Origin of the sequence: Arthrobacter sp. D5-1, from assembly GCF_017357425.1 — a bacterium.
Lineage (GTDB): Bacteria > Actinomycetota > Actinomycetes > Actinomycetales > Micrococcaceae > Arthrobacter.
Map to the genome: position 1 here is coordinate 2,257,130 of NZ_CP014571.1, position 25,174 is coordinate 2,282,303.

The window sequence follows — 25,174 nt, forward strand, 5'->3', positions numbered from 1 at the left end:
CAGAAAGAGTAAGTCAATGAAGACCTCACCCAAACTGGCGGTTCTCGCGGTAGTTTCCGCCGCAACCATCGCCCTGACCGGCTGCGGTGCACCCAGCGCCGCACAGGAATCAAACGACGGAACAAAGACAAAGAAGATCGCCGTCTTGCTCTACAGCCAGAGTTTTGAATTCATGGTTGCCCTCGGGCAGGGCGTCAAGGATAAGGCGGAGGAGCTCGGCGTGGAGGTCACAGTCCTTGATGCCAAAGGCGATTCCAGCACCCAGATCAGCCAGATCCAGGATCAACTCGCCCAGGGTGTGGACGGCATTGTCCTCAGTCCGAACAACTCAGCTGAACTGGTTCCCGGAGTCCAGATGATCCATGATGCCGGAAAGACCGTCACCACCGTGGACTCGGTCATCCCGGGGGACATCGCCGACGCCGCCGTCGCCTTCGACAACGAAAAGGCCGGCAAACTCGGGGCTGAAGCCTTGGCCAAACTGATGGAAGAAAAGGGAACCGTTCTTGAATACCAAGGAGCCAAGGGCGCATACCACGCAACCCTGCGCGGCAAGGGTTTCAGCGAAGGTATCCAACAGTTCCCTGGTATCAAGGTCATCGGCCGTGACGCACAGTGGACTGCAGACAACGCACTGTCACTGACCGTCGATAACTTCACCGCCGACTCAAGTATCAACGGCCTCTTCAGCCACAACGACGAAATGGTGCGGGGAATCGTCTCCGGCCTCTCGCAGATCAACAAGGACGCCCCGGTCGGAGCAGAGAACCACATCCCGCTGGTTGGCGTCGACGGCACACCGCTCGCCCTGGAGCGCATCCGCAACGGTACCCAGGACGCGACGATGGACCAGAACCCGTTCGAGATGGGTGCACTGGCCCTTCAGGCCCAGGTTGACCTGCTTGACGGCAAGCAGGTGCCCAAGATGCAACTGACCGACACCAAGCTCATCACCAAAGAGAACGTCGATGACCCCACTCTCTGGGGCAACATCTTCAAGGACTAGCGCAGCTAACCCCTCGGCTGCCTGGCCAGGCCCCGCCGCTTGGCCAGGCAGCAACACCAATTCCCTCAAGGAGAAACATGTCCCGCTTCAAGTATTCCTACAACGCCATCGTCTACTACCAGGAAGACATCGCCAAAGGCATTGACCGCGTCGCCCGTTACGGCTACGACGCCATCGAACTGGTCGGAGAACCGGCAACGCACAACGTCGACGAGATCAACAAACTGACCAGCGACGCCGGTATCGACGTCAGTTCCATCTGCAGCATCTGGTTTGGAGAGGAACGCGACCTGATCAACCCCAGCGCCGCCAACCGGCAGAAGGCCTTGGACTACGGCAAGTCGGTAGCCGACTTCGCCGCCGCCGTCGGAGCTCCGACCATCATCGTCGGGCCATCCCCGGTGGGCAAGACCGAAGCCCTGGCGAGCGATGAACAGGAATGGGAATGGGCGGTCGAGAATGTCCGCACACTTGGCGAATATGCGGCGAGCGTCGGCATCAACATCACCCTCGAACCGTGGAACCGCTACGAGACGCATTTCCTGAACCGGCTCGACCGGGCTGTGGAACTTCTGGACGCTACCGGTCTGAAGAACGCCGGTGTGCACGGCGATCTCTTCCACATGAATATCGAAGAAGACAGCATCCACGGAGCGTTCGCCCGTGCTGGCGGCAAAGTCAACCACGTCCACCTCGCCGACTCAAACCGAGCTGCCCCCGGCGTAGGACACATCGACTTCCGTCCGACACTGCAGACGCTGAAGGACATCAACTTCGACGGCTACCTGACCTTCGAACTCCTGCCCGCCGCGTCGAACCCCTTCGCCATGATGGCTCGTGGCGGCCACCTGGAGTTCCTGGACCCCTACACCGAAAAGGCCATCAACGAAATGAAGAAGCTGGAACAGGAGCTTTGGCCCCATGAGTAAATACGAATTCGGGGTCAGCACCTTCATCCTGGTCTCCCCGTTCACCGACCGCGACGTTGATCAGTTCGACGTCGCCAAGGAGATGGGCTACGACCTGATCGAGGTCTGTATTGAGGACCCTGCCGTCGTCAGTGCGGAAGCACTGAAGGAAGCCTCGGAACGGACCGGACTGCCCGTATCCATCTGCGGGGCGTTCGGACCGGACCGCGACGTCTCGCACGAAAACCCGCAGAAGCGTCGGCAGGGAATTGACTACCTGAAACTCTGCGTTGACATCGCCCAAGCCGTCGGTTCCCCCCACGTTGCCGGCCCTATGTACTCAGCCACCGGCAAAGCCCGGCTGCTTCCCCCCGAAGAACGCCGGCAGCAGCGCCAGTGGGCGGCCGACAGTCTGCGTGAAGTAGCGGACTACGCTTCCGAACGCGGCGTCACGTTGGCCATAGAACCGCTCAATCGCTTCGAAACGGATCTGGTCAACACTGTGGAGCAGGGTCTGGAACTTTGCGGTCTGATCGGCCGGGATAACGTAGGCCTGATGCTCGACACGTTCCATATGAACATCGAAGAGAAGAGCATCGCGGCGGCCATCACCTCTGCCGGTGACAAGGTCTTCCACTTCCAAGTGTCAGAGAACGATCGCGGAACGCCCGGCAGCGGTCACGTGCCGTGGTCCGAGACCTTTGACGCGCTGAAAACGATCGATTACCAAGGTTCCATTGTTGTCGAATCGTTCCTCCCCACTGTCGAGGAAATCGCCAAGGCCGTTTCGCTCTGGCGGCCGGTGGCACCGTCCATGGATGCGCTGGCCAGAGATGGACTCACGTTCCTGAGGAGGGAACTGCCGTGATTGGGACGCCCGGACGCGCTTCATCAATCGTTGAAGCACGAAATCTCGTAAAACTGTTTCCGGGCGTCGTGGCCCTCTCCGGCATGGACTTTGAGCTTCATGCCGGAGAGGTGCACTGCGTCTGTGGTGAAAACGGAGCCGGAAAATCGACGCTGATCAAGACCCTCAGCGGGTTCTATACTCCCGACGAAGGCGGCGTTTACGTGGACGGCGAACTCATGCCCTCCAGCACCGCGGCTTCCAAAGCCGCCGGGATCGCCACCATCTATCAGGAACACAATCTGGTCCCGGACCTGTCGGTCGCCGAAAACGTCCTTCTGGGAAACTGGGGCGGACGCAAGGGCATCCTCTCCCGTCGCGATATCCGCAAGCGGGCAAGGAAGGCCCTGGACCAGGTTGCACCCCACCTCAACCTCGACACCCCTGCGATGGCGCTCTCAACGGTGGACGGACAGATGGTGGAAATCGCGCGTGCCATAGCCCAGGACGCAAGAGTGATCATCATGGATGAGCCAACCACTGCCCTGACCGAGCAGGACGTGGAGAAACTGTACAAGCTCGTCAACGAACTCCGGGACAAGGGCCTGGCGATCATGTACGTTTCGCACAAACTGGAAGAAGTCTTCACCCTGGCCGACCGGATAACCGTAATCCGCGAGGGCAAAACCGTGGCCTCATCCGTCCCTGCAGATGAGCTCGATGCCCGTTCCGTTGTGCAGCTGATGGTGGGCAGGGATGTTGACCTTTACGAGCACATTCCCCGCGAACGCGGTGAACTTGTGCTTGAGGCTCAGGGTCTAAGCCTTGCCGGTGCCTTTGAGGACGTGAACCTCCAGCTGCACGCCGGTGAAATCGTCGGACTGGCAGGACTGGTCGGTGCCGGCCGAACCGAGGTAGCCCGGTGCATCTACGGGGCCGACAAAGCCGACGCCGGCACTGTGCAAGTAAGTGGCCGGAAACTCAAGCTCCACGGCGCATCTGCCGGCATTGCCGCAGGCATTGCACTTGTCCCGGAAGAGCGAAAGCTGCAGGGCATCATTCCCATGCTGTCCATCCGCGAGAACACTACCCTTACCCTGCTGAAGCAGATCAGCAAGTGGGGCGTACTGCGGCGTGGCTACGAAAAGAAGATGGTGACCAGCTACATTAAGGAACTCGATGTCAGGACCCCATCCGCGGAAACCCCCATCCAGTCCCTGTCCGGCGGCAACCAGCAAAAGGTCATCATCGCACGCTGTCTGGCGAGCAATCCCAAGGTCCTCATTTTGGACGAGCCAACAAAGGGCATCGACATCGGCGCGAAGGCGGAGATCCATCGCCTCATCGAGCAGCTGGCCCGCAGAGGCGTCGCCGTACTCGTGATCTCCAGCGAACTCCCCGAGCTGCTGGAGCTCTCCGACAGAGTGATGGTCATGCGGTCCGGCCGGGTAGTGGCCGAGCTGGATAAGGCACAAGCAACCAAAGAAAACGTCATCGCTTATGCCGCGGCGTAAGCGATCAGACCAGAACGGAGAGAATCATGCCCGATCAACAGACCCGGCCGTTCACCTTGTTTACCGGCCAGTGGGCCGACCTCCCCTTCGAGGAAGTCGCTCGCCTTGCCTCGGGCTGGGGCTATGACGGCCTGGAAATCGCCGTCTCCGGAGACCACCTGGACGCCTGGCGCTGGGACGAACCCGGCTACGTCGAATCCAAACTTGCCGTCCTAGAGAAGTACAACCTGAAGGTCTGGGCCATCTCCAACCACCTCAAAGGCCAGGCCGTCTGCGATGACCCCATCGACTTCCGCCACGAAGCCATCGTCGGCTCACGCGTCTGGGGCGACGGGGAGCCCGAAGGCGTCCGCCAACGCGCCGCCGAAGAAATGAAGCACACCGCCCGCCTCGCCCGCGCCCTGGGGGTGGACACCGTCGTGGGGTTCACCGGTTCTTCCATCTGGCAATACGTGGCCATGTTCCCGCCCGTCCCCGAAAAAGTCATCGAGGCCGGCTACCAGGACTTCGCCGACCGCTGGAACCCCATCCTGGACGTCTTCGACGAAAACGGGGTCCGCTTCGCCCACGAAGTCCACCCGAGTGAGATCGCCTACGACTACTGGACCACCGTCCGGACCCTCGAAGTGATCGGCCACCGGGAAGCGTTCGGCCTGAACTGGGACCCCTCCCACTTCATGTGGCAAGGCATCGACCCCGTGTCCTTCATCTGGGACTTCAAGGATCGGATCTACCACGTGGACTGCAAAGACACCAAGCTCCGCCCCACCGGCCGGAACACCGTCATGGGCTCCCACCTGCCCTGGGGCGACCCCCGCCGCGGCTGGGACTTCGTCTCCGCCGGACGCGGCGATGTGCCCTGGGAATCGTCCTTCCGCGCCCTCACCGCGATCGGCTACAACGGCCCCATCTCCGTGGAATGGGAGGACGCAGGAATGGACCGACTCCATGGGGCACCCGAAGCCCTGGCCGCACTGAAGAAGTTCGACTTCCCGGCGTCGCAGACCTCCTTCGACGCCGCCTTCAGCAGCAAGGGCTAAGTATGTAACCGACGTGATCCGCGCCCTTCGACCCGGCCAGGGCTGCAAGGTGTGGTCGAGTCTGGTTTGACATTCCCGTCGGCCAATTCGCTGCTGTTCGTGGCATGACCTCCGCTCCTCGAAAGCTGTGGAGCGGAGGTCCAAGCCTTTAACCACAGCCACATCGTTTGGGGTCTTGAGGTCAAGCCTGGGGAGAACGGCGAGGAGGGCGGAGCCACGAAGGGGCCCGGGATTGGTCAGGCGATGCCGGTCGCCTTGCCAACGGGTGAGGCTTGGAATCCACCTGAAGAGATAGCGGATTTCCTCGCTGCGGGGAGCCTCCTGTCTATGGTGGGTTCGGCTCTGCCTTGGAACAGATCGCGGGTGCCACGGTTCCGGGTGACATGGTTCACAAGCTTCGTGTCCAGTGGCTCATGCTGCGAGGTCTCGCTTGCTGAGCAGAAAGCCGGCTAGTCCGGCTCCAGCCAGGGCAATGCCGGTCATGGTGAGGGCAGCCAGGGGCTCGAAGGCTTCGACGGGCATCGCCGCCGTGTGGCGGAACGGGCTAAGGTCCTGGAGCCAGGCGGGCAGGCGCATCAGTTCGCCGAATTGCCCCAAAACCAGCCCGACGGCCAGAAACCCCCACCCTAAGGCGATGCTCGCCCGCGGGATAACAGAGAAGGCCACGGCCGTAGCGGCAATGAAAACGACGGCGGCCGGTACGTGAGCCAAGGCGGCGCCGATCAGCAATCCAGGAGGTCCGCTTGCCACGCCCGACACGGCAAGACCTGCGGCGGCTGCGGTTCCCGCAACCGCAGCCACCATCACAGTAGAGACGGTAGCGAGGAGCAGGTTCGCACCGAGCCAGCGTGCCGGGGAACGCGGCGCCGCCAGGAGCAGTTCAGCGCGCCCTTCCGCTTCTTCCGCGCGGAGCCGCAGTACCACCTGTATGCCTGCGGCAGCGGCGAGGACACCCGCGATGCCCAGCAGTGCGGTGGTGAAAACGTCGATGATTTCTCCCCGGCCGCCGGGAACGAGCCGGAAAATCAGCTCGCGAAGCGACTGATTCCCGCCGATGACGTTGGTGACCACGGGCCCCAGCCCACCGGCCATGCCGCCAAGCAGGCCCGAGAAGAGACACCAGCCCAGCAAGATGAATCGTTGTTGGTGCCATGCCAAGCCGAGCAAAGAAGAGGCCCCGGTCGCGGCCCGCTCCCGTCCGGCGCGTTCGGCCAGCAGACTTTCTCCCAGATCTCTTTTGCTCCTGAGCCAGATGACGGCCAGCGCCAGAAGAAGGCTCACCGCAACCAATCCCAGCAGCGGGATGGGATCAGCCACCGAGAACGGCCGGGAACGTTGTCCCCAGCCGATGGGGGAGAACCACGAAAACCATCCACTGGTCACCTGGGTCAGGTCAGCGGACGGGGTACCGAAAGCGTCGCCGACGCCCCGCACGAAATACGCCCCGCCGACCAAGGCGGCAGCTGCGCCGTTGGCTGCCCGGCCTGAGGGCATGATCTGTGCGACGAGTCCACTGATTGCTACGAAGAACGCGCCCACCGCGCCGACTGCCGCCCCGGCAGTGATCGCGCCGGACAAGGGCAACCCTGCGGCAACGTAACCGGCCCCCACGGAGACTGCCAGAAGCAGGTTCGCCGTGCCTCCAAGGATAAGGGTTGCCGTGATGGGTGCGGCCCGGCGGACCGGGACGGAGCCGATCAGTTCCGCTCGTCCGAGTTCTTCATCCGTGCGGGTGTGTCGGATGACCAGGAAGGTGCTCATCAACCCTGCGAGGACAGCGGTGAACGCATAGCCTTGAAAGAACACGACTGCCCCGACTGTGGTCCCGTCGGGAAGTCCCCGGACGAACAGGAACGCAGGGCTTGCCCCGGCAACAGTGATGATGGCTGTCCGGGCTGCTTCATCGCCAAATTCGGTGGCCACGGCATTGGCGATGATGAAGCCAAGAAAGGCAATGCTCAGGATCCACACCGGCAACAGCACCCGTTCCCTGCGCGCCTGCACCAGCAGAAGTCCCGTCACTCCGGACATCAGCGAACCTGGCCGTTCGCGCCGCTGTAGTGGCTGAGGAAAAGGGACTCCAGCGATGGTGGAGACACGGTCAAACCGCTGAGTCCGGCCGCTGCTACGGCCTGCAGCAACGGCGAAAGGTCGGCCGGGTCGACGTCGAACTCAACCACGCCGCCGTCGACTAAGAGGTTCTGCACGCCGGGCAAGGAGTGAAACAGTTCAGGTTCGGTGGCTTCGACCCTGAAATGGGTGTGTTTCAGGTGACGCAATCCGGCCAGGGTTCCTGATTCCACGGTGCGTCCCGAGCGAATGATGGTCACTTTTTCACAGAGCTGTTCAACCTCGCTGAGGATGTGGCTGGACAGCAGCACTGTGGCGCCCTCCGAAATGACGCGCTGAACCTGCCGACGGAAGACCGACTCCATGACGGGATCCAAACCCGCGCTGGGCTCATCGAGCAAATACAGTCGTGCCGGCCGCGCGAACGCAGCAATCAGGGACACTTTTTGGCGGTTTCCCTTCGAATATGTCCTGGCCTTACGACGCGGATCCAATTCAAATTCTTCGATCAAGTCCCGGCGGAGCCGTTCATTGACACCGCCCCGCAGGCTCGTCAGCAGATCGATGACTTCGCCGCCGGAAAGGTTAGGCCACAAGCTCACATCCCCCGGCACGTAGGCGATGTCCCGGTGGGCGCGGACGGGGTCTTGCCAGGGGTCGAGTCCGAAAACGTGGGCCGTTCCTGCGGTGGGACGCATCAAGCCCAGGAGGACACGCAACGTTGTCGATTTGCCGGCCCCGTTGGGGCCCAGGAAGCCGTGGACTTCCCCGTACCCAACCCGCAGGTCCAGCCCGTCAAGGGCGCGGGTCCTGCCGAAAACTTTAACGAGATGCACGGCGTCGACGATTGGTTCTGACGATGATGGCATTGCGGAGATCCTGTCTTCGGTCCAACGACCCAGACGGACGCCGGAGCCGTTCCGCGGGCATTTCACCCAGCGGGCCGACCAGGCTTCCCGGCTCTCCGATCCACAGCCTACGTCTGTGCAGTCCCCCAAGGAAGAGGACCACGCACACCCGTTAGGGCGCGTTGTTCACCTTGCCGATCAACGCGTCAGCCCGCATCCTCAGTGGTCCACGCCGGGGCGTGCGCGGAAGACGGTGTTGGTGCGGTCCGGTTGGTTGAAGGTGAGACCGAGCAGGGCGTTTTCGGTGACCTCGGGTAGTGCGGGGTGAATCCAGTATTGGTTGGCAGCGAACGTGCGTACATCGAGGTCGAAGGCCAGGACGGTGATCATCTGCTGGATCAGGGTTGATGCTTGGGGGCCCATGTAGTGGGCGCCGAGGAGTTTGCCGGTGTCTTTGTCGGCGATGAGTTTGCAGATGCCGGTGGTGTCTTCCAGGGCCCAACCGTAGGCGACGTCCCCGTAGCTTTGGACTTTGGTTGTCACGTTGTGGCCGTGTTCGCGGGCTTGGGATTCGGTCATCCCGACGGTGGCGATCTGGGGGTGGGTGAAGGTGGCGGCGGGGACGTGGTCGTGGGGCATTCTCTGCAGGCATTCCGGGTTGAGCAGGTTGTGCCGCACCGCGCGCATCTCGGCGTTGGCGACGTGTTTGAGCATGTAGGGCGATGAAACGTCGCCGAGGGCCCAAACTCCCGCGGCGGAGGTTGACCGGCCGTAGTCATCGACCTTGATGCGTCCGGCGCCTATCGTCTCGATCCTGCCGGAGGGCAGGTCCAGCAGGTCCCCGTTGGGGATGCGCCCGGTCGCTACCAGCAGTACCTCCCCGGTGGCGGAGGTGCCGTCGTCGAGCCTGACGGTTATACCTTGACTTGTCTGGTCGGCGCCGATGATGGTCCGGCCGGACCGGACGTCGAAGCGTTCGGCGGCGAGGTCGTTAAACGGGTCGTGCAGGTCCTCGTCGAGGTTCCGCAGGAGTGTGGAGCGGGCGATGATTGTGACGTCCGTGCCGAGGGCGTCGAAGACGTGGGCGAACTCCATGGCGATGTAGCCGCCGCCGATGACCACCAATGATTTGGGTAGATGAGGGAGCCGCATGATGTCTTCATTGGTGTGGTACCGCACGCCCGAAGCGGCGATGGCCTCGGGGATGAAGGGGCGGGAGCCCGCGGCGATGACAACCTGGTCACCCGAGATGGTTTTCTGCTGGTTGCCTTGACCTGTTTGCAAGGTGCGTTCTCCGATGAAGACAGCGTGCTGGTCGTAGACATCGATGTTCGGAGTCTGTGGTCCGCGCCGGTATTCCTCACCGGCGGCGGCAATGGGGTCGACGCGGTTCTCGAAGATCCGGCCCACTATGCCAGGCCAGTCTACGGAGTTGACCTCGGCGTGGAGGCCCAGCCGTGCGGACCTGGCGGTCTGCAGCGCGGTGTCGGCGGTGTGGACGTACATTTTTGAGGGGATGCAGCCAGCGTTCAGGCAGGTGCCGCCGAACGTCGCTTCCTCGATGATCGCGATCGACCGGTCTTCGAACCCGGGTCCGGGAATGGAGTTCCCGGAGCCCGTGCCGATGATGATCAGGTCGTAATGCCGATCCACGGCGGCCTTGCTGGAAGTGGTGTGCATGCAGGTGGTCCTCACTCTGGGGTCTTCCCAACCCTACTGAACACAACCTGTCGGGACCCATTACACGGGCCGCACGGCAAGGCAGGGGAGCGCCCGCGAAGCACGGACACCCCCCTGAATACTTACCGGGTCGCCTGATCATGGCGCAGCGGAGTCAACGTTCTGCTCGTTGTGCACCCCTGACGCCCTCAGCGATTGGTGCTGGGGGCTGTTCCCCGCTCAGCACTGCGAGGGCGTTGTCGGCGGCGAGCATGGCCATGGCGGTGCGCGTCTCCACCGTCGCCGAGCCAAGGTGCGGCAGGAGCGCAACATTGTCCAGTTCCAGCAGGCCGGGATGGACGCGGGGCTCCTGCTCGTAAACGTCGAGCCCAGCTCCCGCGATTGCACCCTCCCGGAGCGCGGATGCCAGTGCGTCTTCATCGACAATGGGTCCGCGGGCGGTGTTGACAAGGTATGCCGAGCTCTTCATTTCTGCGAGTTGCCCGGCCCCGATCAAGTGGTGAGTGGCGGGACCGTAGGGGCAGTGCAGTGAGACGACGTCGGAAACGGCCAGCAGCTCGTTGAGATCGACGCGTCGTGCATCCAACTCGGCGGCGACCGTGGGATCGATTTCGCTGCGGGACTGGTACACGATCTCCATGCCGAAGGCCTTGGCCCGACGCGCGGTTGCCTGGCCGATGCCGCCCATCCCCACGACGCCGAGTGTCTTTCCCTGCAGGCTGGACCCCAGCAGGAAGAACATGCCCCACTTCCATGACTCGCCCGACCGGATAAGCCGTTCGCCCTCACCGAGCCGGCGGGTAGCCATCAGGATGAGGCCGAACGCGATGTCCGCCGTAGCGTCGGTGAGCACACCGGGCGTGTTCGTGGCGACGACTCCGCGCGCGGTGCAGGCGGGCACATCGATGTTGTCGTATCCGACGGCGACGTTCGCTACGACTTTGAGCTGCGGGCCTGCGGCGTCGAGCAGTTCGGAATCAACGCGCTCGGTCAGCAGGGACACGATCGCGTCTGTACCGGCTACCCGCCGCAACAGCTCTTCGCGGCTGATGGATTCAGGCCCCGTCCAGGCATCGACGTCGTGCTCGGCGCGGAGCTTTTCAATGGCAGCATCGGGAATGCGTCCCGTGACGAGGACCCGGCTCATGCCGTTGCGATCCAGTCGCGCAGGCGGCCAAGGCCGTCGCGGATGTCAGCGACGTCGATGCCTGAGTAGGCGAGCCGGATGTACTGCCGCTCCTCGCCGGGTTGGCGTCGCCCAAAGTGCTCACGTGTGCAGAAGGAGACTCCGGTTTTGTAGAGTGCGTCGCTGGCGAAGTCGCCCACTGCTGTGTACCCCATTTTCTCCATGACGTCGGTAACGTCGGGGAACAGGTAGAACGTCGATTGAGGTACCGCGACGTGCATCCCGGGGACGGAGTTCACGAGCTCGCAGGCAGCATCCCGGCGCTCACGCAGGATGTCGAGCATCTGTTGGACCGGTTCCTGGGTGCCGCGGAGTGCTTCGATGCCAGCCCACTGCACGTAGTGGGTGGTACAGGATTCGTCGTTGGTGTTGAGCGTGCTGAGGACTTTTGCGATCTCAAGTGGTGCGACTGCGCAGCCCAGCCGTGAGCCGGTCATGGCGAACTTCTTGCTGAAGGTGTACAGAATGACAGTACGTTCAGCCATGCCAGGAATCGAGGCAATCGAGCTCGAGACCCCCTCGTAGCGGGTCTCAAAATAGGCCTCATCGGAGAGAACCCAGAGATCGTGCTCCTGCGCGATCTTGGCGATGGCTTCACGTTCGGCAGCAGTCGACTCGGCGGAGATGGGGTTCTGCAGGTCGTTGTAGATGATTGCGGTGGTGTTCGGAGTGATCGAGGCCCGAACCTGATCGAGGTCGATCGAGAAACCCTGGCTCGTGGGGAGGTAGCGGTACGGTACTGCCTTTCCTCCGAGGTATTCGATCTGCGACTCGTAGATGGGGAATCCCGGGTTCGGGTAGAGCACTTCCTGTCCGGGGTTCATCACGGCCTGCAGGAACTTCGTGATGACCGGTTTGCCGCCCGTCATTACTACTACGTTCTCTGCAGAGAAGGTCACTCCGCGGCGTGAGCCAAGGTCTTCGGCAAGGGCTTCGCGGAGCTGTGGGATGCCCGGGCCGGGGCAATACCCGGTGTAGCCGTCAGCGATTGCCTTGGTCATGGCTTCGACGATATGTGGGGCGGTCGGGATGTTGATGTCGCCGAGATGGAAAGGGTAAACCAGATTTCCCTTTGCCTTCCAGGATGCCGCGGCTTGGGCCACGCTAAAGGCGGTTTCAGTGCCGAGCCGTTCGAGCCGATGCGCGAGTTGCTGCATGCCGTTTACTCCTCGTTGAGTCAAAAGTCTGTCGTAGACATCTAATACTTAACTAATATATCAAAGGCGGAGCGCTCCGCTCAAGGATGCTCGCGTTCGAGCGGCGTCGCCGATGAGCCAAAAATCTGGATCCGGATACGTGGACTACCGCGCTGGCGGTCTTTATTGGTTGCGGGTTTGCATCCCATCCGCTGGGCGTATTACGGTCTAGCTACTGAAACCGGCATGGGCGCAAAAGCCCGGAGGGGAGGGGCGCATCACCGCTGACCGATCCACGTATCGCCCCATTCCCGTTGAAAGCCCCTCCTGAGGGGCTTTCCCTGTGTTTCAAGGGATGAGATTTATAAGTATACTTATGATATTTGCTGGTTCGGATATCCCGGCACATGTTGCTGAGGTCTTCGGTCTCCGTCGTTGCGAGGAGTAGTTCATGGTCAGCTTTCGTCCCCTGGCCCGCATCGCCTCGGTTTTGACCACCCCACTTGCGCCTGAGGATGTCCTGGCGTTGTTCAATCCGGTCTATTCGTCCCGTCAATTGCGTGGAGTCGTCACCGAGGTAGTCCGCGAAACACCTCAATCAGCCACCATTTTCTTCCGGCCCGGCCGAGGCTGGCATGCCCACCTCGCCGGGCAGTGGGCGAGGATAGGCGTCGAAATCAACGGGGTCCGCCAATGGCGCTCCTATTCGCTGAGTGCGCCGGCTGGCAAAGGTCCGGCCATCACGGTCACTGACGTAGGATCCGTATCCGGAACCTTGGTCCGCAAGACCAAGGTGGGTGACGTCCTTTTCCTGGCGCCGCCCCAGGGCGATTTTGTCCTCCCCGAGCATCCCCGTTCGCTGCTCATGCTCACTGCGGGAAGTGGCATCACACCCGTCATGTCAATGATCCGGACGCTTGTCCCAAGCCGCCCTGACGCTGACGTTGTCCTGATCCACTCCTCCCGTGAAGAAGGCGACAGTATCTTCCGCGAGGAACTGGACGAACTTGCCGATCAATTTCCCAACTTCCGCGTGGTGCAGTGGCACACCAGTGGACGTGGCCGCATGAACTTCACGTCTGCGGCCGCTCTCGAAGAAGTGTGCCCGGACTGGCGCGACAGGGCCGCATACGCGTGCGGCCCGGGGTCTTTCCTGGATGACGCCGAAGCTATGTGGAACCAGGCAGCGTTGACTCCTGCCGGCACATCAGGGAAGACAGCAAACGGTGGAACGGGGCAGGGCTCGCTCACTATTGAGCGCTTCAGCACCGAGCTCCTGGGAGGGGACGGCAGCGAAGGCGGCGTGGTCACGTTCGAAACTTCCGACCGGGAGGTCAAGGCCGACGGCGGTGTCCCTCTCCTCGACGTCGGCGAGGACGCAGGGGTCCTGATGCCCAGCGGCTGCCGCATGGGTATTTGTCACAGCTGTCTGACTCCCTTGCTCGCCGGGAGGGTCCGCGATCTGCGCACCGGTGAGATCCATGGGGCACCTGGGGAACTTATCCAAACCTGTGTCTCGGCAGCCGCCGGGCCTGTCAATCTGGAAATCTGAGGAGTACAACCGCATGTCAGTAGTCTCAGCCAAAGGCTCCGTCACCGCCGTCGGATCCAAGACCCGGCCCGGTGCCCTTGCCGATGAGGGAAGGCCCACGGTGCGGCCGCCGGCGGCCGCACATTTGAGCGACGAGCAAGTAGCCAAACTGGGCCGTGAGCTTGATGCAATCCGCGACGAAATTCTTGCCAAGCGTGGCTCCAGCGACGCTGCCTACATCAGGCGGATGATCAAGATCCAACGTGGGTTGGAAATCTCAGGTCGTGCCGCACTGCTGATAGGCAAGAACAAGGCTGCCTGGTTCACCGGCACCACACTTCTCAGCCTGGCAAAAATCCTGGAGAACATGGAACTTGGCCACAACATCCTCCACGGCCAGTGGGACTGGATGCGTGACCCGGACATCCACTCCACCACCTGGGAGTGGGACTTCGTTACCCCGTCGCGATCGTGGCAGCACACGCACAACGACCTCCACCACCGTTGGACCAACGTGGTTGGCAAGGACCGCGACGTCGGCTACAACCTTCTGCGCATGGACCCTGACCAGGAGTGGAAGCCCTTCAACCTGGGCAACCCCCTTTACAACGCTTTGCTTGCGCCCGTATTTGAATGGGGCATAGCCCTCTACGACTTGGAGATCCCTGAGTACAAGGAAGGCCTGAAATCCAAGGAGGCCATGAACAAGGACCTCAAAGCGCTGGGGCGGAAGGCGCTCAAGCAATTCGCCAAGGACTATGCGGCCACCCCAGCCTTGGCCATGCTGACGGGCTCCGGGAAACAAGCCCTCTATGGCACCCTCACTGCCAACGCCATCCGCAACGTGTGGGCACACGCCGTCATCTTCTGCGGCCACTTCCCGGAAGGAACGGATACGTTCACCGAGGAAATGGTGGAAGGCGAAACCCGCGGCGACTGGTATGTCCGTCAGATGATCGGATCCGCCAACATCTCCGGGTCACCGTTCATGCACCTCATGACGGGGAATCTGTCGCACCAGATTGAGCACCATCTCTTCCCTGACCTGCCGTCCAACCGGTACGCCGAGATTGCGCCCAAGGTCCGTGACATATGCCAGCGCTACGGCTTGAAGTACACCACAGGGCCGCTGCTTAAGCAGGTCGGCTCTGCCTGGGCCAAGGTCTTCAAGCTCGCTGTGCCCTAACCCTGCCGGATGAGCGCCCGTCCGCGCCGCGATCCCGGTCCCACGGTCTTGGTGAACCGGTTTCTACTCGGGCTTGAATGGTGACAGCCGGCTTATTCTCTGTCGTGCGTCGGCTATCAGGGGACGTGCTGTCAGGGCTCCTGACTTCACAGAAGAGAACACCTTACTGATGGTGCCGCTGAAGCGTCCCTCGCTTCGCATGTTTTGGGTCAGTTCCCACGTGGTCCGGATGGAGTGCACGGCGAGGACAACGACGAAGAGGGAGATCACCAGGCCGGCAACTGAGGCGGCCACGATCATCACCCCAGTGATGTGCACCAGGAGCACGGCAGAAATCACAACGGTGTGGGCGTCAAAAAGTTCCATATTCATTTCTCGTGGAGTAGAAGGTGGGCTGGTTTCGCTGGGAATCCCTTAGCCGGAATTATCCTAGAACAGAGGCCAGGGCACCGCCGGCATGTCACCGCTCGGAGCCGGGAACCGTCCAAGCAGGCGCAGTCGCTCGCAGCGTGTGGCGAGCGATGCGATTTCTTCGGCGCTCAGCAAGTCCGCCAGGTTTTGACCCAGCCCGCCGTTCAAACCCTCTGCGACACGATCGATGCCTTCGAGTTCCCCGGCGGCCAACGGGTCGCCCAGCCATCCCCACAGCACCGTGCGCAACTTATGGTCATGGTGGAAGGTCAGTCCATGGTCCACGCCGTGTCGGTGTCCGTCCGCCATGGCCAGAATGTGGTCGCCTTTACGGTCGGCGTTGTTGACGATCATGTCGAAGACTGCCATGCGTCTGAGCGCTGGCGAGTCTTCGTGAATGAGGGTGACCATCCGTCCCTTCTCATCCTGTCCTTCGAGAACTTGCTTCCATCCCGTTTCCGGCGCGTGGTCCGTTGCAACCAGATTGACGGCGCGCTGGGCAGGGTCTCGCTCTTGCCACAGTTGGACCATTCCTTCGCCCAACGGGCCATCGCGCAGCCAGGTGCATGGCACGATGTCCCCGCCGAATACCTGCGATACCAGGTACGCGGCCACCTCCCGGTGAGCAAGTTTGCCATCGGGGAAATCCCAGAGCGGACTTTCGCCTGCCATCGGCTTATAAACGACTTTTACGTCCCCGATGGCGCCCAGGAATGTCGAATTTGAAGCCGTCGTGATGCGGCCAGTGAGCGTCAGCTCGGCGGTCGCCAAGTCCGGCGCCGGCATCACGCCTCGGGAAGGGTGCAACTGTGCCCGTCGGCGTCTATGGGGTATCCACAGAGCGGGCACGTCGGGCGCCCGGCTCCGACGATTTCACGGGTGCGCTTGGCGAATGCGCGGGCGGTGCCTACCGGCATGCGCACCAGCAGCATTTCCGCTTCGACTGCGTCGTCCCCAACGTGCGGCTCGTCGTTGTCATCAGCATCGACGTCGGCGATGGGGTAGGCCTCAATCACCACTTGGGCTGTGGTGGGATCCCAACCCAAACTCATGGCTCCAGCGCGGAACTGCTCGTCAACCGCCTCAAGGGGATCGTTGTCGACAAGCTCGATGGGAGTACTGGTCGGTACGCTGAACGGATTCCCCTGAACAGTGATGAGCTGGTCAAGGATCTCGTCGATCTTTTCTGCGAGCTGGGCCGACTGCTGCTTCTCCAAGGCAATACTCACGATCTGCTTCCCTGCACGCACTTGCAGGTAGAACGTCCGCGACCCTGGAAGGCCAATGGTCCCAACTACAACCCGATCAGGCCAGGCAAACTCGTGAACACTTGTAGGCATGCTTGTATTTTAGGCACATAAGGTTCACGGCGCGTTCTGTCCTGCACCGCCGCCCACCGGCGCATCGCCGGAATGGATGCCGTTCGACAGCCATGACAGATCACCCGCATCGGTGTTGGTCGCGTAGACACTGGGCCTGTCAGTGCCGTAGCGCACGATCGATACGGAGGCGGGGCCCACGTTAATACGCTGGAACAGGTCAAGGTGCATGCCGAGCGCGTCGGCAAGGATCGACTTGATGATGTCACCGTGACTCACCGCCACCCAGGTTGCTCCCGGCCCATGCTCGGCTTCGAAGGCTGCATCGTGGCGTCTGATGGCTGCCACGGACCTGGCCTGCATCGCGGCCATGGATTCACCGCCGGGAAACACGACGGCGGATGGCTGTGTTTGCACCACCGGCCACAAATCCTCAGTTGCGAGATCACTGAGCATGCGGCCCTGCCACTGGCCGTAATCGCATTCGGTGATATCGATTTCGACTGGTGCATACGGCGTGCCGGCCTGGCGGTCGAGAATGACCCGGGCGGTCTGCCGGCAGCGCTCGAGAGGACTCGACACTACCCCGACTATCGGCACTGCTGCGAGCCGGTCTGCCGTCAATGCCGCCTGTTCGCGCCCTACCTGGTCCAGGCTCACGCCCGCGGTCCGGCCGGCCAGCAGTCCAGTTGCATTGGCTGTGGTGCGGCCGTGCCGCACGAGAATAACTGTCGCCATCCACTCAGCCTAGTATCCCGCACGTCCCGGCGTGATCCGCGAATCGTTTCTCCCGGTCTCAGGCCATCATCAGGGCCTCAACCTGTTCTGGCAGCATGAGACCTTCAGCGACAGCGACGTCGACGACGCTCTGTCCGGACACGAGCGCCTTGTGGGCGATGTCGGCCGCAACGGCGTATCCCAGCACAGGGAGCAGTGCCGTGGCTTGTGCTGTGGAGGCCCGTGCCCTGGACCGCAGCAATGCTTCGTTCGCTTCGATGCCCTCGACGCATAGGTCCCGCAGAACATCCGTGCTGTTGGTCAGCCAGTTCATTGATTGCAGCAGGGAGTGGGCGATGACCGGTTCAAAGGCGTTCAGTTGTAGCTGTCCGTTGTCGGCAGCCATGGTGACAGTGAGGTCGGCCCCGGCAACGAAGAACGCAACCTGGTTGACGACCTCCGGAATCACCGGGTTGACCTTGCCGGGCATGATCGAGGAGCCCGCTTGGCGCGGGGGCAACAGGATTTCGGCGAGCCCTGTTTGGGGTCCGCTGGAGAGCAGCCGCAAGTCACTGCAGATCTTGGAGAGCTTGATTGCAGTGCGCTTGAGCGCGCCCGAGAATGTCATGAACGCGCCGGTGTCCCAGGTTGCTTCGACGAAATCGTGGGCGCGGACCAGTTGCACTCCGCTCACGGCTGAGAGCTTGTCGATGACGCGCTCAACGTACAGAGGATCGGCCGTTATGCCGGTTCCGATCGCTGTGGCCCCCAGGCTGCACTCGAACAACAGCGCAGCCGCTTCGCGCAGACGGCGTTGGTCTTCGTCAAGTGTCACGGAGAAAGCGGTGAACTCCTGGCCGAGGGTCATCGGCACGGCGTCCTGCAATTGCGTGCGGCCGACCTTCGGGATGGCTGTGAAGGCCTGGCCCCGTTCGGCGAACGCTGCGGAAAGGAGGCCCAGGCGTTCCAGCAGATCCTCCAGGGCGAAAACCAGAGCCAGGCGCACCGCCGTGGGGTAGACGTCATTGGTGGACTGGCACTTGTTGACGTGCCCGATGGGGTCCACGACGTCATAGGAGCCGCGGGGGTGACCCAAGGCCTCCAGCGCGAGGTTGGCGATGACCTCGTTGGCGTTCATGTTGGTTGATGTTCCGGCACCGCCCTGGATGACGTCCACTGGAAAAGCGTGGTCAACATCGCCGGAAGCCACAGTGTCACACGCAGCAACAATGGCCTCCCCGATGGGTGCCGGTATCAGGCCGAGCTCGGCGTTTGTCAGCGCCGCAGCCTTCTTCACATATGCGAGGGCGCGGATGAAGTGCCGGTGGGTTCCCAGGTGGATGCCGCTGATGGGGAAGTTGAGGATGGCCCGCTCGGTGTGGATTCCCCACAAGGCAGATTTCGGGACAGCCAAGGAACCCAGGCTGTCGTGCTCGATTCTTGGTCCTGTGGTCATGAGGTGATCGCGATGACTTTGGGTTGGGTCATTTCCTCGTAGGCGAAGTGGACGCCTTCACGGCCCATGCTGCCGTACTTGGAACCGCCGAACGGCATGGCGTCATGGCGGTAGTCAGAGGAATCGTTGATCATTACGCCGCCTGCGTCGATCGCTTTGGCGGTGGCCAGGGCGCGTCCCAGATCTTTGGTGAAGACGCCGGCCTGCAGGGCGTATTCGCTGTCGTTGGCCAGTTCGATGGCTTCCTCGGCGGTGTCGAACGGTTCAACCAGGACGACCGGGGCGAAGAGTTCCTCGCTCCATGCCTCGCAGCTGCGGGGGACCGCAGTGAGAACAGCGGGTGTAAGGACCGGACCGGTCAGGGTTCCGCCCGTCAGCAGCCGGGCTCCGGCGGCTACGGCTTCGTCGATCTTGCGTTTGGCTTCGGCGGCGGAGGCGTTGCTGATCATGGGCCCGACGTCGGTGTGTTCGTTGCGCGGGTCACCGGTCTTCAGTGCCGCGGTTTGGGCGACAAAGTCATCCAGGAAGGCGTCAAAGATTGATCGATGGACAAGGATGCGCTGGGCGCCGATGCAATTCTGTCCCGCGGCCCAGAAGGAGCCGGAGACACTGGCTTCGACGGCGGCGGGAAGGTTGGCGTCGTCGAAGACGATGACCGGTGCATTGCCGCCAAGCTCCATGGACAAGCGCTTGAGGCCGGCGTTTGCCGCGATCGCCCGGCCGGTTGCGAAGCCGCCCGTGAAGGAGACCATGCGGACCAGCTTGGAGGAAATGATCGTTTGAGCGATCGTGCGGTCGCCGAGAACGACGGTGACGAACTCCGCGGGCAGCCCGGCCTCACGGAGAAGATCCACCAGGAGGATGGCCGTCAGGGGAGTCAGCTGGGAGGGCTTGAGGATGACGGTATTGCCACCTGCGATCGCCGGCCCGAGCTTGTGCGCCACCAGGTTCAAAGCGTCGTTGTACGGCGTGATCGCGGCGATAAGTCCCAGCGGTTCACGGGTGAACCAGCCCTGCCGGTTCTCCGAACCGGCAAAGGAGTCGAACGGGACGACTTCGCCGACGTTGCGGCGCGTTTCCGCTGCGGACAGCTTGAGGGTGTTCACTGCGCGGGAGACTTCTTTGCGGGCCTGCCTGATGGTCTTTCCGGCTTCGGCAACGATCAGCTCGGCTGCCGTCTCCGACCGCTCCTGAAGAAGATCCGCTGCGGTATCCAAAATCCGGCCGCGTTCGTGGCGCGGCATGGCAGCCGCTGCCGGAGCCGCGGAAGCAGTGCGGATCAGTTCCACGCGGACGTCTGACTCGCTGCACTGGGGCAAAGCTGCCAGAACGGAACCGTCAAACTTATTGCGCACCACCAGGTCGTTGGTTGCCACCGGAGAGTTGGTTTCGGCGATCGCTGTTTCAGGCACGGACGGCTCCTTTAACGAATTCGTTGACGGCGATGATGTCGGAAATGAGCGCGTAAGCGGTCTCGACGCGGCCGGCTCCAGGCCCGGAAACCGTGACGGCCCCAAGCAAGTCGGTGGTGAAGGAGACAGCATTGGTGGCGTCGGAAATCCCGGCCAGGGGGTGGTCAGCCGTAAGGGCGAGGGGCTGGACAGAAGCAGTGATACGGCCATCGCTCTCACGGCGGGCTTCACCGACGAGCTTCCAGCGGAGGCCGTTTGCCGAGGCCTGGGCGACGTCATCGCTGGTGATGTCCTGAATCCCTGTGGTGTGAACATCACGGGGATGGATGTTCGCGCCGAGAAGTTCGTTGGCCAAAATAGCGACCTTGAGCCGGACGTCGGATCCGCCGATGTCAGCGGTTGGGTCAGCTTCGGCGTATCCAAAGTCCTGGGCTTCGGCGATGGCCTCGTCCAGCCGCAGGCCGGCTTCCATCCGGCCCAGGACGTAGTTGCTGGTTCCATTCAGGATTCCCTGCACTGCGTTCAGTTCCAGGCCGCCGAGCATTTTGTGTGCCAGGCGGATCACGGGCGTGCCGCTCATGACGGCGCCTTCATACTCAAAACGGACGCCGTTGTTTGCGGCGAGTTCGGACAGTGACGTGCCCTGCAACGCCACCGGTCCCTTGTTGGTGGTCACCACGTGCTTGCCCGACTCGATAGCCCACCTCACGTGCGAAACTGCTGGTTCGCCGTCGATCGGGCTGGTGAAGGTGGCCTCGACAACGACGTCGGCAGGGCAGTTCTTGATGACTTCCTCATTGCGGGGGTCGGAGCTTCCGCCAGGGAGCCCGTCAAACGAAGATCCGCGGGGCATGGCCAGAACAGCTGCAAGGTCGATGCCGTCGCCCTGAACAAGGGAGCCAAAGGCGAGGTCGGTGATGGCTACGACGCGAAGCTCGAAGCCCAGGGAAGCGAAGCGCTGGGGCTCGTCGCGGATCAGTTCTGCCAGGGCGCGGTTAACGCCTCCGAAACCGATCAAGGCCAGGTTATAAGTAGTCACGGGATCTCCTTGGTAGGGCGGTGATGCTGTCCTCTAAGCCTCCGTCCCAGGCGTGTCAGTTACTTATGGGCGAATCGCCCGCCGAAGATGCCGAAACGCCCAAATGCGGGCAGTTTGATCCGTGGCCGCTTCATATCGCGAGGACTACAGTGGATGTATGGCTGCAAGCCGCAATCCGCTCGATGAGCTGAGGGAAACGATTGGCCATCTGGCCAATCAGCTCAAGCTGCCAGGGTCGGAACGCGTTGACGACCTGGTGGGCGATTTCATCGGTGCGCGGCCCGGCCCCGCCCGGCCGCTGTCCGAAGTGCAGGCCGAGCTCGATGCGCTGGTCGGGCTGGAGACCGTAAAGGAACAGGTCAGGGCCTTGGTGGCATTGCTCCAGGTCCAGGCCCGTCGCAAAGCCCACGGACTGCCGGAGGTGGCCACATCCCAGCATCTTGTATTTCTCGGAAACCCGGGCACGGGCAAGACCACAGTGGCGCGCCTCTTGGCCGAAATGTACCGTGCGGTGGGCTTGCTCCAGAAAGGACACCTGGTCGAGGTGGACCGTTCCGGCCTGGTGGGTCAGTACGTTGGGGCAACTGCCATCAAGACGGACCGGGTAATCCGGCGGGCGTTGGACGGCGTCCTGTTCATCGATGAGGCCTACGCGCTGGCCCCGGAGGACGGCCGGATGGATTTCGGCCCCGAGGCGATCGAGGTCCTGCTCAAGCGGATGGAGGACCACCGCCACCGCTTGGTGGTGATCGTGGCCGGTTACCCGCGGCTCATGGAGTCTTTCTTGCTCTCCAACCCCGGGCTGCGGTCACGGTTCGCCCGCGAGATCACCTTCCCCGATTACTCAGTAGACGAACTGGAGACGATATTCCAGCAGATGCTGGCCCAACATGAGTACACGCTGGAGCCAGGCGCGGGTCAGATGTTGCGCCGCATCCTCGCCGGGCTTCACGCAGGAGAAGACTCAGGGAACGCCCGCTTCGCCCGCACCTTGTTTGAGCAGTCACTGAATCGCCAGGCGCTGCGGCTGACGCGCGACGAAGAACCCGGCCTCGACGCACTTGATCGTGAAGCGGTCATCACGCTCACCGAGGATGACATCGTCGGGGCCGCTCTGGCTCTGGGCCAGGAGCCGCAGCCGGAAGCCATCCCGGAACCGGAGCCCTCACGCTGGTGGCGCTGGCTTGCCTGACCTGAATCAGGCCTTATCCTTCTGGCTATGATCGCTTCCGGGCCGGTGACCGGAGATCGCAGCACGGACATCGCCTTCTTTGTGTGCGTCCTTTTTCTTGCCGAACGGCAGCACTTTGAGAAGCGGGTGCAGGATGACCATGATCACCAGGCCCCAGATGGCGCCGAGAATGGCTGAGCACAGCGTGTTGACCAGCCATGCGAGGAAGCCACCCACAACGGGGATTCCGGCAAAGGGTGTCTCAAGGACATGAACAAGGTCGTACGGGCCGTGCCAGCCGAGGTCGTGTGCCCCCTGCAACATGATGTGGCCGCCAACCCAGAGCATGGCGATGGTCCCGATGAGGGTGATCGCGGCCAACACGGCGGGCATTCCCTTGACGAGAAGCCGGCCGAAGCGCTGTGAGCCCGCGGAGTCCTTGGTGGTCAGGTGCAGGCCGATGTCATCCATCTTGACGATCAGTCCTACCGCACCATAGACGATGACCGTAATGGCGATCGCTACGACGACGAGGATGAACGCCCGGGCCCAGAGAGACTCGGTGGCAACCTCGTTCATGGCGATCACCATGATTTCGCAGGACAGGATGAAGTCGGTGGTGATGGCTCCCTTGGTCACCTTGGCTTCGGCCTCAGGGCCGCGTTGGACAGCTGGTGCCTTCTCGGCATCATCAGCATGGCCGCGGAGCTTGTGCCAGACCTTTTCGGCGCCCTCGTAGCAGAGGTAGGAACCGCCCAGCATGAGGATGAACGGAATGATTCCCGGGATGAAGGCGCTGACGAGCAGCAGCGCCGGCAGGATGATCACCAGTTTGTTGCGCAGCGAGCCCCAGAAGATCTTTTTGATCATGGGCAGTTCGCGGGATGGGTCAGCCCCGGACACGTACTGCGGCGTTACGGCGGCGTCGTCGATCACTACGCCGGCAGCTTTGGCCCCAGCCTTGGCGGCTCCCGCTGCGATGTCGTCCACCGAGGCGGCCGCGATGCGGGCCAGGGCAGCAATGTCATCCAACAGGGCGACGAGACCGCCGCTCACAGGGCTGCTCCGTGCTGGTCAAGGCCGGAAGGCTGGGCGTGGATAACTGGTACAAGGAGCATGAAGGGCATGCTCGGATTATACGTTGGCTGGTAAAACCGGGGATGGCCGTGACGCGCCTTAGCCCGGACATTGCCACCTGAAATATACCTATGCGCGGGTTTTGCCTGCCAGGCATCGCCGGCGTGATCCACCTATGCTGGCTTCATGTCTACTGATGAAGAGAAGGATCCTCCCGTACCTGCTGACCTTGAGGGCAAAATGCCGAGAAAGGTCCACGACGCCTCCCGGCACGACGAAAAGGAAACAAGCAAGGAAGAACCTGACGAAAGTTAGTTGGTCGGAGGCGCTCAAAGGAGTGTTGACAGACTCGAAGTAACGCGGGTAACCTAAGTCACATGCTCGCTTAGTAACGCGCGTTACCATGACGCGTTACCAGGCAAGCGAACCAGACAAGGAAGGTCTGGTTCACGACTCAGAACACCGAACACCGGAGCATTCGATGGCGAAAAGCACCACCCCCGGCACTGCGGCCGTCCGGCAGCGCGGAGTCACCATGAAAGACGTCGCCAAACATGCCGGTGTTTCCCGGACGGCTGTTTCCTTTGTGCTGAGCAACCGCGAAAATGCCAGCATCTCAGAGGAAACCCGCACCCGGATCAATGACGCCGTGCAGGAATTGGGCTACCGCCCCAATGCCGGCGCCCGTGCGCTGGCATCACAGCGCAGTGACTGGTACGGAATCGTGACGGAGATCGTCACGGCACCCTTCGCCGTCGACATCATCAAAGGCGCGCAAGACCAAGCCTGGCTTGACCGCCGGTTCCTGCTCATCGCGCCATCCGACCAGGCCGATGCCGTAGGACCCAACCAGGGCCTGGAGGATGCTGCCATCGAAAAACTGTTGGAGCAACGAGTGGAAGGGCTTCTCTACGCAGCCACCTTCCACCGGGGCGTCCGGGTTCCAGAGAGCGCCAACGAAGTACCCACCGTCCTGATCAACTGCTACGACGCTGATGGAAAACTGCCCTCGATCGTCCCGGACGAACGTGGGGGAGGCAGAGTCGCCGTCGAACGTTTGCTCCAAGCCGGCCACTCGCGGATCGGAATCATAAACCTTGACCCGGTTATCCCTGCCGCAGTAGGCCGGTTGGAAGGTGCACGCGAAGCACTTTCCGCTGCCGGACTGGAGCTTGACCCGGACTTGGTGGTGTCCGGATACGCAACGGCGGACGGCGGTTACGACGCCGCATGCCGGATTCTGGACCGCTATCCACCGAAGGACAGGCCAACCGCCCTGTTTTGCCTCAATGACCGCATGGCGATGGGCGCTTATGACGCCATCAAGGAACGGGGACTGACCATCCCCGGGGACATCGCCGTGATCGGCTTCGACAACCAGGAACTCATTGCGGCCTACCTCAGGCCAAAACTGACCACGGTTGCGTTGCCATTCGAAAAAATGGGCGCCTTGGGTGTCCAAACGCTTGCCGCTCTTACAGCAGGACAGCCGATCCTTGCCGACCAGCAATTGGTCGACTGTCCGCTGCTAGAACGCTCTTCGGTCTGACCGCGAAATCAACCTCGAAGAGCAAACCCCTAACCCACCCCTTCACCTTGGACGATGAAGATAGGAAAGAG

General features: G+C 62.2%; 23 protein-coding genes. 10 read left to right on the forward strand and 13 right to left on the reverse strand.

The genetic code is table 11. The features are described 5' to 3' along the window. Positions 1–16 precede the first annotated feature (16 nt). From AYX22_RS10260 to AYX22_RS10280, 5 genes are all read left to right on the forward strand, one after another. Positions 17–1,006: a sugar ABC transporter substrate-binding protein gene (locus AYX22_RS10260; RefSeq protein ID WP_207597312.1), complete on the forward strand. Its 990-nt coding sequence runs from the start codon at positions 17–19 to the stop codon at positions 1,004–1,006. 77 nt (positions 1,007–1,083) lie between these two features. Continuing rightward, positions 1,084–1,935 carry a sugar phosphate isomerase/epimerase family protein gene (locus AYX22_RS10265; RefSeq protein WP_207597313.1) on the forward strand — a complete coding sequence of 284 codons (852 nt, stop codon included), beginning with the start codon at positions 1,084–1,086 and terminating at the stop codon, positions 1,933–1,935. Then, positions 1,928–2,782 carry a sugar phosphate isomerase/epimerase family protein gene (locus AYX22_RS10270; RefSeq protein ID WP_207597314.1) on the forward strand — a complete coding sequence of 285 codons (855 nt, stop codon included), beginning with the start codon at positions 1,928–1,930 and terminating at the stop codon, positions 2,780–2,782. Before AYX22_RS10265 ends, AYX22_RS10270 begins: the two co-directional genes overlap by 8 nt. Continuing rightward, positions 2,779–4,275 (forward strand): sugar ABC transporter ATP-binding protein, encoded by a 1,497-nt coding sequence (locus AYX22_RS10275; protein ID WP_207597315.1) that lies wholly within the window; start codon positions 2,779–2,781, stop codon positions 4,273–4,275. Before AYX22_RS10270 ends, AYX22_RS10275 begins: the two co-directional genes overlap by 4 nt. 26 nt (positions 4,276–4,301) lie before the next feature. Continuing rightward, the gene (locus tag AYX22_RS10280; protein ID WP_207597316.1) at positions 4,302–5,315 is read left to right on the forward strand and encodes a sugar phosphate isomerase/epimerase family protein; all 1,014 of its coding nucleotides are present in this window, start codon (positions 4,302–4,304) and stop codon (positions 5,313–5,315) included. A 411-nt stretch (positions 5,316–5,726) separates the two neighbouring features. Here AYX22_RS10280 and AYX22_RS10285 read toward each other — a convergent pair whose 3' ends face one another. The 5 genes from AYX22_RS10285 to AYX22_RS10305 all read right to left on the reverse strand — a co-directional run bounded on the left by AYX22_RS10285 (position 5,727) and on the right by AYX22_RS10305 (position 12,256). Then, positions 5,727–7,346: a polyketide antibiotic transporter gene (locus AYX22_RS10285; RefSeq protein ID WP_207597317.1), complete on the reverse strand. Its 1,620-nt coding sequence runs from the start codon at positions 7,344–7,346 to the stop codon at positions 5,727–5,729. After that, complete coding sequence (locus AYX22_RS10290; RefSeq protein ID WP_207597318.1) at positions 7,346–8,254, reverse strand: ABC transporter ATP-binding protein; 909 nt, start codon at positions 8,252–8,254, stop codon at positions 7,346–7,348. Before AYX22_RS10290 ends, AYX22_RS10285 begins: the two co-directional genes overlap by 1 nt. A 198-nt stretch (positions 8,255–8,452) precedes the next feature. Continuing rightward, positions 8,453–9,913, reverse strand: a complete 1,461-nt coding sequence (mtr, locus tag AYX22_RS10295; RefSeq protein ID WP_207597319.1) for a mycothione reductase — start codon at positions 9,911–9,913, stop codon at positions 8,453–8,455. A gap of 154 nt (positions 9,914–10,067) precedes the next feature. Continuing rightward, the gene (locus AYX22_RS10300) at positions 10,068–11,060 is read right to left on the reverse strand and encodes a D-glycerate dehydrogenase (protein WP_207597320.1); all 993 of its coding nucleotides are present in this window, start codon (positions 11,058–11,060) and stop codon (positions 10,068–10,070) included. After that, on the reverse strand, positions 11,057–12,256 hold the full coding sequence (locus AYX22_RS10305; protein WP_207597321.1) for an aminotransferase class I/II-fold pyridoxal phosphate-dependent enzyme: 1,200 nt from the start codon (positions 12,254–12,256) through the stop codon (positions 11,057–11,059). The genes AYX22_RS10300 and AYX22_RS10305 overlap by 4 nt, the downstream gene beginning before the upstream one ends. 430 nt (positions 12,257–12,686) lie before the next feature. Here AYX22_RS10305 and AYX22_RS10310 point away from each other — a divergent pair, with 430 nt between their 5' ends. Together AYX22_RS10310 and AYX22_RS10315 are read left to right on the forward strand one after the other, a co-directional pair. Next, positions 12,687–13,787 carry a ferredoxin reductase gene (locus AYX22_RS10310; RefSeq protein ID WP_207597322.1) on the forward strand — a complete coding sequence of 367 codons (1,101 nt, stop codon included), beginning with the start codon at positions 12,687–12,689 and terminating at the stop codon, positions 13,785–13,787. Positions 13,788–13,800: 13 nt separating this feature from the next. Then, positions 13,801–14,952, forward strand: coding sequence for an acyl-CoA desaturase (locus AYX22_RS10315; RefSeq protein WP_207597323.1), 1,152 nt, complete (start codon positions 13,801–13,803; stop codon positions 14,950–14,952). 63 nt (positions 14,953–15,015) lie between these two features. Here AYX22_RS10315 and AYX22_RS10320 read toward each other — a convergent pair whose 3' ends face one another. The 7 genes from AYX22_RS10320 to AYX22_RS10350 are packed head-to-tail and all read right to left on the reverse strand — an operon-like array spanning position 15,016 to position 21,306. After that, positions 15,016–15,324 carry a hypothetical protein gene (locus tag AYX22_RS10320; RefSeq protein ID WP_207597324.1) on the reverse strand — a complete coding sequence of 103 codons (309 nt, stop codon included), beginning with the start codon at positions 15,322–15,324 and terminating at the stop codon, positions 15,016–15,018. 57 nt (positions 15,325–15,381) lie between these two features. Further along, positions 15,382–16,149, reverse strand: coding sequence for an SCO1664 family protein (locus tag AYX22_RS10325; RefSeq protein ID WP_207597325.1), 768 nt, complete (start codon positions 16,147–16,149; stop codon positions 15,382–15,384). After that, entirely contained in the window at positions 16,149–16,703 is a 555-nt protein-coding gene (locus AYX22_RS10330; protein WP_207597326.1) for a DUF3090 domain-containing protein, read from the reverse strand. The genes AYX22_RS10325 and AYX22_RS10330 overlap by 1 nt, the downstream gene beginning before the upstream one ends. Before the next feature lie 24 nt (positions 16,704–16,727). Next, positions 16,728–17,420: a histidine phosphatase family protein gene (locus AYX22_RS10335; RefSeq protein WP_207597327.1), complete on the reverse strand. Its 693-nt coding sequence runs from the start codon at positions 17,418–17,420 to the stop codon at positions 16,728–16,730. Positions 17,421–17,478: 58 nt separating this feature from the next. Beyond that, positions 17,479–18,855, reverse strand: a complete 1,377-nt coding sequence (locus tag AYX22_RS10340) for an aspartate ammonia-lyase (RefSeq protein ID WP_207597328.1) — start codon at positions 18,853–18,855, stop codon at positions 17,479–17,481. Beyond that, on the reverse strand, positions 18,852–20,267 hold the full coding sequence (locus tag AYX22_RS10345; RefSeq protein ID WP_207597329.1) for an aldehyde dehydrogenase family protein: 1,416 nt from the start codon (positions 20,265–20,267) through the stop codon (positions 18,852–18,854). Before AYX22_RS10345 ends, AYX22_RS10340 begins: the two co-directional genes overlap by 4 nt. Continuing rightward, positions 20,260–21,306, reverse strand: coding sequence for a homoserine dehydrogenase (locus tag AYX22_RS10350; RefSeq protein ID WP_207597330.1), 1,047 nt, complete (start codon positions 21,304–21,306; stop codon positions 20,260–20,262). The genes AYX22_RS10345 and AYX22_RS10350 overlap by 8 nt, the downstream gene beginning before the upstream one ends. 157 nt (positions 21,307–21,463) lie before the next feature. Between AYX22_RS10350 and AYX22_RS10355 the strand changes: the two genes are divergently transcribed. Next, the gene (locus AYX22_RS10355; protein ID WP_207597331.1) at positions 21,464–22,498 is read left to right on the forward strand and encodes an AAA family ATPase; all 1,035 of its coding nucleotides are present in this window, start codon (positions 21,464–21,466) and stop codon (positions 22,496–22,498) included. 6 nt (positions 22,499–22,504) lie between these two features. On the opposite strand, the gene AYX22_RS10360 is transcribed toward AYX22_RS10355, so the two are convergent. Further along, positions 22,505–23,533, reverse strand: a complete 1,029-nt coding sequence (locus AYX22_RS10360) for a DUF808 domain-containing protein (RefSeq protein WP_207597332.1) — start codon at positions 23,531–23,533, stop codon at positions 22,505–22,507. Positions 23,534–23,740: 207 nt separating this feature from the next. Between AYX22_RS10360 and AYX22_RS24305 the strand changes: the two genes are divergently transcribed. Continuing rightward, the gene (locus AYX22_RS24305; protein WP_278251952.1) at positions 23,741–23,869 is read left to right on the forward strand and encodes a hypothetical protein; all 129 of its coding nucleotides are present in this window, start codon (positions 23,741–23,743) and stop codon (positions 23,867–23,869) included. 166 nt (positions 23,870–24,035) lie between these two features. Next, on the forward strand, positions 24,036–25,103 hold the full coding sequence (locus AYX22_RS10365; protein ID WP_207597333.1) for a LacI family DNA-binding transcriptional regulator: 1,068 nt from the start codon (positions 24,036–24,038) through the stop codon (positions 25,101–25,103). The last annotated feature ends 71 nt before the right edge of the window (positions 25,104–25,174 follow it).

What these genes read in the sequence shown, in the direction of transcription:
- AYX22_RS10330 (WP_207597326.1), bottom strand. Translation starts at nt 16,703, where the DNA reads ATGCCTACAAGTGTTCACGAGTTTGCCTGGCCTGATCGGGTTGTAGTT.
- AYX22_RS10340 (WP_207597328.1), bottom strand. Translation starts at nt 18,855, where the DNA reads ATGACCACAGGACCAAGAATCGAGCACGACAGCCTGGGTTCCTTGGCT.
- mtr (WP_207597319.1), bottom strand. Translation starts at nt 9,913, where the DNA reads ATGCACACCACTTCCAGCAAGGCCGCCGTGGATCGGCATTACGACCTG.
- AYX22_RS10270 (WP_207597314.1), top strand. Translation starts at nt 1,928, where the DNA reads ATGAGTAAATACGAATTCGGGGTCAGCACCTTCATCCTGGTCTCCCCG.
- AYX22_RS10335 (WP_207597327.1), bottom strand. Translation starts at nt 17,420, where the DNA reads ATGGCGACAGTTATTCTCGTGCGGCACGGCCGCACCACAGCCAATGCA.
- AYX22_RS10265 (WP_207597313.1), top strand. Translation starts at nt 1,084, where the DNA reads ATGTCCCGCTTCAAGTATTCCTACAACGCCATCGTCTACTACCAGGAA.
- AYX22_RS10285 (WP_207597317.1), bottom strand. Translation starts at nt 7,346, where the DNA reads ATGTCCGGAGTGACGGGACTTCTGCTGGTGCAGGCGCGCAGGGAACGG.
- AYX22_RS10300 (WP_207597320.1), bottom strand. Translation starts at nt 11,060, where the DNA reads ATGAGCCGGGTCCTCGTCACGGGACGCATTCCCGATGCTGCCATTGAA.
- AYX22_RS10290 (WP_207597318.1), bottom strand. Translation starts at nt 8,254, where the DNA reads ATGCCATCATCGTCAGAACCAATCGTCGACGCCGTGCATCTCGTTAAA.
- AYX22_RS10315 (WP_207597323.1), top strand. Translation starts at nt 13,801, where the DNA reads ATGTCAGTAGTCTCAGCCAAAGGCTCCGTCACCGCCGTCGGATCCAAG.
- AYX22_RS24305 (WP_278251952.1), top strand. Translation starts at nt 23,741, where the DNA reads ATGTCTACTGATGAAGAGAAGGATCCTCCCGTACCTGCTGACCTTGAG.
- AYX22_RS10365 (WP_207597333.1), top strand. Translation starts at nt 24,036, where the DNA reads ATGGCGAAAAGCACCACCCCCGGCACTGCGGCCGTCCGGCAGCGCGGA.
- AYX22_RS10320 (WP_207597324.1), bottom strand. Translation starts at nt 15,324, where the DNA reads ATGAATATGGAACTTTTTGACGCCCACACCGTTGTGATTTCTGCCGTG.
- AYX22_RS10260 (WP_207597312.1), top strand. Translation starts at nt 17, where the DNA reads ATGAAGACCTCACCCAAACTGGCGGTTCTCGCGGTAGTTTCCGCCGCA.
- AYX22_RS10280 (WP_207597316.1), top strand. Translation starts at nt 4,302, where the DNA reads ATGCCCGATCAACAGACCCGGCCGTTCACCTTGTTTACCGGCCAGTGG.
- AYX22_RS10310 (WP_207597322.1), top strand. Translation starts at nt 12,687, where the DNA reads ATGGTCAGCTTTCGTCCCCTGGCCCGCATCGCCTCGGTTTTGACCACC.
- AYX22_RS10325 (WP_207597325.1), bottom strand. Translation starts at nt 16,149, where the DNA reads ATGCCGGCGCCGGACTTGGCGACCGCCGAGCTGACGCTCACTGGCCGC.
- AYX22_RS10355 (WP_207597331.1), top strand. Translation starts at nt 21,464, where the DNA reads ATGGCTGCAAGCCGCAATCCGCTCGATGAGCTGAGGGAAACGATTGGC.
- AYX22_RS10305 (WP_207597321.1), bottom strand. Translation starts at nt 12,256, where the DNA reads ATGCAGCAACTCGCGCATCGGCTCGAACGGCTCGGCACTGAAACCGCC.